Genomic DNA, 7,359 nt, shown 5'->3' with positions numbered 1-7,359 from the left:
GGCGAGGGCGGGGGCAACGGTCGTCGTCACCGATCTCGTGGCCGAGCGCGCCGCCTCCGTTGCGGCCGAGATCGGCGCGGTCGGTGGCCGGGCCGAGGGCCTTTTCCTCGACGTGACCGATGACGCCGCGCTTTCGGCGGCGATCACGGCGGCGGACGACCGGCACGGGCGGCTCGATGTCCTCCATTCCCATGCCGGCATCCAGATCGCCGGTGGCCTCGAGGAGGTGACGGCGGCCGAGATGGACGCCTCCTGGCGGCTCAACGTCCGGTCGCATTTCATCGCTGCCCGCGCCGCCATGACGGTGATGAAGCCCCGCGGACGGGGATCCATCATCGTGACCTCCTCGAACTCCGGCGTGCAGTACGACCGGGGCATGATCGCCTATTGCACGACCAAGCACGCCGTCATCGCCATGGTCCGCCAGATCGCAGTGGACTATGCGCACCACGGGGTGCGCTGCAACGCGCTCTGCCCGGGCTTCGTCGATACGCCCTTCAACGCCGGGTTCGAGGCCCAGATGGGCGGGCGTAAGGCCCTGGAGCGCTATGTGGGCGGAACCATTCCGATGGGCCGCTGGGGCACGGTGGAGGAGATCGCCGAAAGCGTCGTCTACCTCGCCTCGGACATGTCCTCGTTCATGACGGGCCACGCGCTCGTGCTCGACGGGGCGGAGTCGCTCTGAGGGCCTCACGCGATCAACCGCGATCCCCTGCCGCGGTCACTCGCCGACACCGTCCGCAGGCCGGGACAACGGGCATTCGGGTCGGCCGTCTTGGGTTGATGCCGGGGCGGAAACGCTGACTTTCCGCCGGGATGGCTTCTCAACCGGGCCTGGATGCTGCACATACTTGTCACGTAACGATTTGAAGGTATTGTGTTTTTATGGACAGTAAGTCCAAGGGTGAAAATCTGTTGCCGCGCCTCGCTCCAATTCCGCGCAGCGTGCCGGTTTTCGGGGCCCAGGGGGAACGCCAGCGTCCATGGGATTCCATCCCCCGGATCTGCCAAGGCATACCCGACCTCGCGCATCGCGCATGGACCGGCCTTGGCAGGGCGTTGATCGTTCTTCCCGTCCTCGAGGTTCTTGGCCTTCTCGGCCTGGTGTTCCTGCTCGGGCGCTGACGCCCGGGCGGCGGGCGGCCTACTCTGCCGGGCCGGGCGCGGCCCTTCTCAACCCGAACCAGCGCCGCCGCGGCCTCGCGCCCAAGGGTTTCGGATCGCGCGAGGTAAGCATCAGAAGCGACGGCGTCACGACCAGCGTGAGGATCGTCGCGAAGGCCAGGCCGAAGACGATTGCCGAGGACAGCGCGATCCACCATTGGGTCGAGGGGGCGCCGAAGGTCGTCTCGTGGCTGAGCAGTTCGAGGTTGAATCCGAAGGCGATGGGAAGGACGCCGAGGATGGCCGTCACCGCGGTCAGCACCACCGGGCGGGCACGCTCATGGCAGGTCTCGAGGATCGCATCGACCTTCGACATCCCCTCGCGCCGCAGCGTGTCGTAAGTGTCGATCAGCACGATGTTGTTGTTCACCACGACACCGGCGAGCGCGATGATGCCGATTCCGGTCATCACGATACCGAAGGGCTGGCCCATGATCATCAGGCCGAGGAAGACGCCGATCGTCGACATGACCACCGCCGAGAAGATCAGCCCGACCGAGATGAAGTTGTTGAACTGGGCGAGGAGCACCACGAAGATCAGGAACATCGCCGCCACGAAGGCCTTGGTCAGGAAGGCGCCCGCCTCGGCCTGCTCCTCGTCCTCGCCGGCAAGCTGGAAGCGGATGCCGTTCGCCTCCAGCCCCGCCGCGGAAAGCTGGGCGGTGATCGCCTGGCGGATCGGATCGGCCTGCACGCCTTCGCGGATATTGGCCTGGACGGTCACGGTCCGCGCACCGTCGATCCGGGTCAGCGTGCCGGTGGTCGGTGCGGCGGCGCGCGTGACGAAGTTGGCGATGGGCACCGGACCCTCGGCCGTCTCCACCCTCAGCTGGTCGAGATGCGAGATCGTCCGCTGGTCGGGCGGCAGGCGCAGCACGATGTCCACCGCGTCGTCCGCGCCGGCGGGGCGGAAGTCCGAGAGTTTCAGGCCGTTGGTCACGAGTTGCACGACAGCGCCAACCGCGCCCGGCGAAATCCCGTAGCGCGCGGCCGCCGCGCGGTCGACCTTCAATTCCCAGTCGACCCCCGGCGGCGGCAAACCGTTGTCGATGTCGATCACGTCCGGGTTCTTCGCCAGTTGGTCGGCGACGCTGCGCGCCACGTCGTTCAGCCCGGCGGGGTTGTCCGCGGAGAGCCTGACCTGGATCGCCTTGCCGGTGGGCGGGCCGGCCTGCGGTACCGAAACCTCGATATCTGCACCCGGGATGCCCTGCATCGCTTCCCTCAGGTCGGCGAGGATGGCGTTGGCGTTCTTCCGTTCGCGCCAGTCGACGAATTCGTACTGGATGACGCCGACCACATCCGCCGCGACATCATTGCCGGCGTTCTGGCCCTTGCCGACGCGGGTGTAGACGGTCTCGATCCCCGGCCAGCCGAGGATGCGCTCCTCGGCCTGGCGCACCAGCGCATCCTTCTCGTCGATGGAGAGGTTGCCGCGCGCGTGGACATAAAGCAGGCCGTACTCCGGCTCCACGTTGGGGAAGAATTCCACGCCCTTGCCGAACTTGCCATAGGCGAAGGGCACCGCGACCAGCGCGGCGATGGCCGCGAAGGTGACGAGCCAGGGGTGGCGGATCGCCCGGCCGACAAAGCGCATGTAGAGGCTGTCGCGGCTGCGGTCCTCCTCCTTCACCGGCTTGGCGATGATCGCGCCGAGGGTGGGCGCGAAATAGAGCGCGTAGACGAGCGAGGCGGAGAGCGTCGCGATCAGCGTGATCGGCATGTATTTCATGAACTCGCCGACGATACCGGGCCAGAACAGGAGGGGCGAGAAGGCCGCGACCCGCGTCGCGGTGGCCGCGATCACCGGCCCCGTCATCCTGTGCGAGGCAAGCGCGAAGGCCTGCCGCTTGTCCATGCCCTCGGCCATGCGCCGCTCGGCGTATTCGGTGACGATGATCGCGTCGTCCACCAGCATGCCGACGGCGAGGATGAGGCTGAAGAGGACGACGATGTTCACCGTCAGCCCGGCCAGTTGCAGCCCGAGGATGCCGATGAGGAAAGAGGCCGGGATGGCAAGCCCGATGAGCAGAGAGGCGCGGCCCGACAAGGCATAGAGAATGACGACGAAGACGAGGATCACCGCCGTCAGGACGGAGTTCTGCAGATCGGTCAGAAGCTGCCGGATATCGGTCGACTTGTCCTGGCTGAACGATACGATCGTGCCCTCCGGCAGGAGCTTCTGGAATTCGGCCGTGACCTCCTTCACCTTGTCCACCGTCTCGATCAGGTTGGCGCCGGTGCGCTTGGAAACCTCGATCGCGATCGCGGGTGCCCCGTCGAGTCGGGTGATGGTCTCGGGGTCCTTGTAGGTCGAGCGGATCGAGGCGAGGTCGCGGGCGCGGACCGTGGCGGTGCCATTGGCGATGACCGGCAGGTTCGCCACGTCGTCCACCGTCTCGATGAGCGAGGGTACCTTGATCGCGTAGCGGCCCTCGGCGCCTTCGAGGGCGCCCGCGGCGATCAGCTGGTTGTTCGCGTTGACGCCGGCGATCAGCGTATCGGGCCTGAGCCCGTAGGACGACAGTTTCGCCGGGTCGATGATGACCTCGACGAGGTCATCGCGGACGCCCTGGAGCGTCGCATCGAGCACGCCCGGAATCTCCTCGATCCGGTCGCGCAGTTCTCGGCCGGCCTTGGTCAGGATGCGTTCCGGCACGTCGCCCGAGAGCGTCACGACGAGAACCGGGAACTCCGAGATGTTGACCTCGTTCACCGTGGGCTCGTCGGTGCCGTCGGGCAGGTCGCGCTTGGCCTCCGACACCTTGGTGCGCACGTCGTCGAGCGCCTTGTTCAGGTCGGCGCCCGCCTGGAATTCCAGAAGCACGTTGCCGCCGCCCTGATAGGCGGTCGCGGTCATCTCCTTCACCCCGGTGATCGTCTTCAGCGCCGTCTCCATCGGCCGGAGCAGCAGGCGCTCGCTGTCCTCGGGCGAAATGCCCTCGTAGTGCATCGAGACGTAGATGATCGGGATCTGGATGTCGGGCTCGGCTTCCTTCGGGATCGTGATGTAGGCCTGGGCGCCGGCCAGCATCAGGAAGACGAGGATGGAGATCGTCAGCCGCGCGTTGCGGATCGCGATTTCGACCAGTCCCATCGGTCAGTTCCCGGCCATCGCTTCGGCGTCCTTGACCACGACCGTTTCGCCGTCGCGCACGAGGTCCTGGCCCGAGACGATGATCCTCACGCCCTCGGGCACCCCCTTGACGACGAGACCGCTGGCGGTGTCGTCGATCAACTCGACCCCGGCGAAGCGGGCGACATTGTCGGCGCCGACGACGCGCAGTCCGATCACGCCTTCGTCCGAGAGCGTGATGATCGACCGCGGGATGGTGACGGCGTGTTCCGGGCGGGTGAACAGGCTCACCTCGGCCGTCATCCCCGAGGGCAGGGCACGGTCGGGGTTGGGCAGGGCGACCTCGATCGGGAAGGTGCGGGTGCCGGGCGAGGCGTCGCGCGCCACGTGGCGAACGGTCCCTTCCATCGTCTGGCCGTTGACCAGCCGCACGGACGCGCGGTCGCCGGTGGTGACGTAGCCCACGTCGAGCTCGCTCACCTCGGCGCGAACGACGATCGGGTCGAGCGCGAGGATGGTGGCGATGGGCGTGCCGGTCTGGACCCATTCGCCGCGTTCGACATCGACACTGTCGACGACGGCGGCGAAAGGCGCGCGCAGGTTCAGCCGGTCGGCGGCCGCCTCGGCCTGGCTCAGCGCCGCTTCGGCCGCGGCCTTGTCGGCGCGAACCTTGATGAGCTGAAGTTCCGCCGTGTTGCCGCTCTTGAAGAGCTTCTCGGCGACGTCGAGTTCCTGGGCGCGCTGGGCGAGAGTGGCCCGCGCCTCGGCCACGGCGGCCGCGACCTCGGCGCCCTCCACGGTCATCACGATCTGGTCGGTCTCGACCGTATCGCCCTTGGCGATGGCCAGCGTGGCGATGACTCCGCTGGCCCTCGCGGCAAGCTCCGCCCGCTTGTCGGCCCCGGTGACGCCAGAGATGCGCAGTTCCCGGGCGTGCTCCTCGAAGACCGGCGTCACGGCGGCGACGGTGCGCAGGCCCGACTTTGCGGGCTCGGCACCGGGTGCCGGCGCGTCGGGTCTTGCCTGGGAGGCGTGCGCCTCTTCGCTGCCGACCGACGAAAACTCGCCGGTCCCGACCCAGAGGGCCGCTGCCAGAAGGACGAGGACGGCCAAAATCCTATGGCCCTTGATGCGCGAAGCCATCGTGCTGAAATCCCGGTTTCCACGTAAGCGGCGCCCAGATATGAAACGCTGTCGCCCACGCCACTGTTCGTCGTGGACATTATCTGTTGACTGAACGGTAAAGTTCAATATCGCATCTTGCGTCGCGCGTAAACGGCCCGCAGTCCGGTCCCCCTTGCCCTTCACGAGGGCATGGCCTCAACTGCGCATTGCCCGTTTTCCGAGCATCGACCGTGACCAACACCGCCTCAGCTTCCTTTCCCCAGATCGTGCCCATGGGGCTCGCAGGCCTTCTGGTGCGGTTTTCCGCGCGGCTGGACGAACGCGCCAACCGTGCCGCACTCGCCTTCCGCGCGGCGGTCGAGGCAGTACGGCCCGAGGGCGTCGAGGAAACCGCGTCCTCGCTCGGGTCGGTGTTCCTGCGGTTCGATCCGGGCGTCACCGACCACCGGAAGTTGTCGGAACGGGTCGCCGATCTTCTCGGCGCGCGGGACTGGTTTGCAGCGCCGCTGCCTGCGGGGCGGCGGCTCTGGACGGTGCCGGCGGTCTTCGACGGCCCCGACCTCGCTGCGGCGGCGTCGCTTGTCGGGCTTTCGCCATCGGACGCCGCGGAAGAGCTTGCGGCGGCGCGGGTACGGGTCCTTGCCATCGGCTTCGCGCCGGGCCTGCCCTACATGGGGACCTTGCCCGCGCATTGGGACATTCCGCGCCAGACCGCACTCACTCCCGTCGCGCCCGCGGGGGCCATCGTCGTCGCGGTGCGGCAGATCATCATCTTCCCGACCGCGACGCCGACCGGCTGGCGGCAGGTCGGGCGCACAGGTTTCCGCGCCTTCCGTCCAGGCGCGGCAGACCCCTTTCCGCTGGCGGCGGGGGACGAAATCCGCTTCCGCCCGGTCACGGGGCGGGACCTCGACGCGCTCACGTCCGCCGACCCTGCCGGTGGCGGTGCGGTGGCGGAGGCGCTTCCGTGAGCGCTCTCCGCGTCCTTTCGGCCGGTCCGGGCGTGACGGTCCAGGATCTCGGCCGACCCGGCCGGCTCGCCTGCGGCCTCTCGCGCGGCGGCGCGACCGATGCGCTCGCGCTGGCCGAGGGGGCCGCGCTGCTTGGACAGGCCACGGATTGCGCGGCGCTGGAGATGGCCGGCTTCGGCGGGGAATTCGAGGCGACGCACGACGTGACGGTCGCCCTCACGGGCGCGCCGATGCGGGCGGTCATCGAAGACCGGCGCATCCCGTGGAACGCCACGCATCTCCTGCGGGCGGGGCAGAGGCTGGAGATCGGCGGGGCCGAGGCGGGGGTCTACGGCTACCTCCACGTCGCCGGCGGCTTCGCCACGGAGGAGATCATGGACAGCCGTTCGGCCCATGTGACGGCCGGGATCGGCGCGCCGGTGATGGCGGGCCAGACGCTGCCGGCCGGTCCCGCCGGGACCGCGCGCGCGGGCCTGAGGCTCGACGTGGCAGACCGCTTCGCCGGCGGCACGGTACGGATCGTCGCCTCGGCCCAGACCGCGCTCTTTTCAGAGGCCGAGCGGGCACGGTTCGTGGCGACGGAGTTCGTGCGCGACCCGCGCGCCAACCGGCAGGGCGTGCGGCTAGCGCATGAGGGCGCGCCCTTTCGCGCCGAAGAGCAGCTTTCGATCCTGTCGGAGATCATCGTGCCGGGCGATGTGCAGATGACCGGCGAGGGCACGCCTTACGTCCTTCTGTCGGAATGTCAGACGATGGGCGGCTATCCACGGATCGGCACCGTCGTGCCCGATGATCTGCCGCTGGTGGCGCAGGCGGGCCCCGGCGCGCGGCTGCGGTTCCGCTTCGTCTCGCTCGACGACGCGGTGGCGGACTACCGGCGCGCCCGGGCGGGCGAGGCGACGCGGCTTTCTGCTGCGGTCCGCCCCCTGATCCGCGATCCCGCGGCGATGGCCGATCTTCTTTCCTACCAGCTCGTCGGCGGGGTGACGGCGGGCGACGATCTTGCACGCGAGGAGGGCTGAA

Annotated in this window: 5 protein-coding genes; 3 read left to right on the top strand and 2 right to left on the bottom strand. The window is 68.6% G+C overall.

The window, feature by feature from the left end; genetic code table 11:
• A partial coding sequence (locus F9K34_RS06145) for an SDR family NAD(P)-dependent oxidoreductase (protein ID WP_291336031.1) occupies positions 1 to 685 on the top strand: 685 nt, incomplete at its 5' end.
• Between the two features lie 459 nt (positions 686 to 1,144).
• Here the strand turns inward: F9K34_RS06145 and F9K34_RS06140 are convergent.
• Positions 1,145 to 4,261 carry an efflux RND transporter permease subunit gene (locus tag F9K34_RS06140; protein WP_291336030.1) on the bottom strand — a complete coding sequence of 1,039 codons (3,117 nt, stop codon included), beginning with the start codon at positions 4,259 to 4,261 and terminating at the stop codon, positions 1,145 to 1,147.
• A gap of 3 nt (positions 4,262 to 4,264) precedes the next feature.
• On the bottom strand, positions 4,265 to 5,353 hold the full coding sequence (locus F9K34_RS06135; RefSeq protein ID WP_291336029.1) for an efflux RND transporter periplasmic adaptor subunit: 1,089 nt from the start codon (positions 5,351 to 5,353) through the stop codon (positions 4,265 to 4,267).
• Positions 5,354 to 5,637: 284 nt separating this feature from the next.
• On the opposite strand from F9K34_RS06135, the gene F9K34_RS06130 reads away from it, so the two are divergent.
• Together F9K34_RS06130 and F9K34_RS06125 are read left to right on the top strand one after the other, a co-directional pair.
• Complete coding sequence (locus F9K34_RS06130) at positions 5,638 to 6,336, top strand: 5-oxoprolinase subunit B family protein (protein ID WP_291336028.1); 699 nt, start codon at positions 5,638 to 5,640, stop codon at positions 6,334 to 6,336.
• A complete protein-coding gene (locus tag F9K34_RS06125) occupies positions 6,333 to 7,358 on the top strand; it encodes a biotin-dependent carboxyltransferase family protein (RefSeq protein ID WP_291336027.1) in 1,026 nt (341 codons plus the stop codon). The genes F9K34_RS06130 and F9K34_RS06125 overlap by 4 nt, the downstream gene beginning before the upstream one ends.
• Position 7,359: the final 1 nt, after the last annotated feature.

The sequence above is a fragment of the Albidovulum sp. genome (genome assembly GCF_008933605.1).
Classification (GTDB): domain Bacteria; phylum Pseudomonadota; class Alphaproteobacteria; order Rhodobacterales; family Rhodobacteraceae; genus Albidovulum.
The sequence above is the reverse complement of the archived record's forward strand: the minus strand, read 5'-3'. Positions and strand labels throughout refer to the sequence as shown.

What these genes read in the sequence shown, in the direction of transcription:
- F9K34_RS06140 (WP_291336030.1), bottom strand. Translation starts at nt 4,261, where the DNA reads ATGGGACTGGTCGAAATCGCGATCCGCAACGCGCGGCTGACGATCTCC.
- F9K34_RS06130 (WP_291336028.1), top strand. Translation starts at nt 5,638, where the DNA reads ATGGGGCTCGCAGGCCTTCTGGTGCGGTTTTCCGCGCGGCTGGACGAA.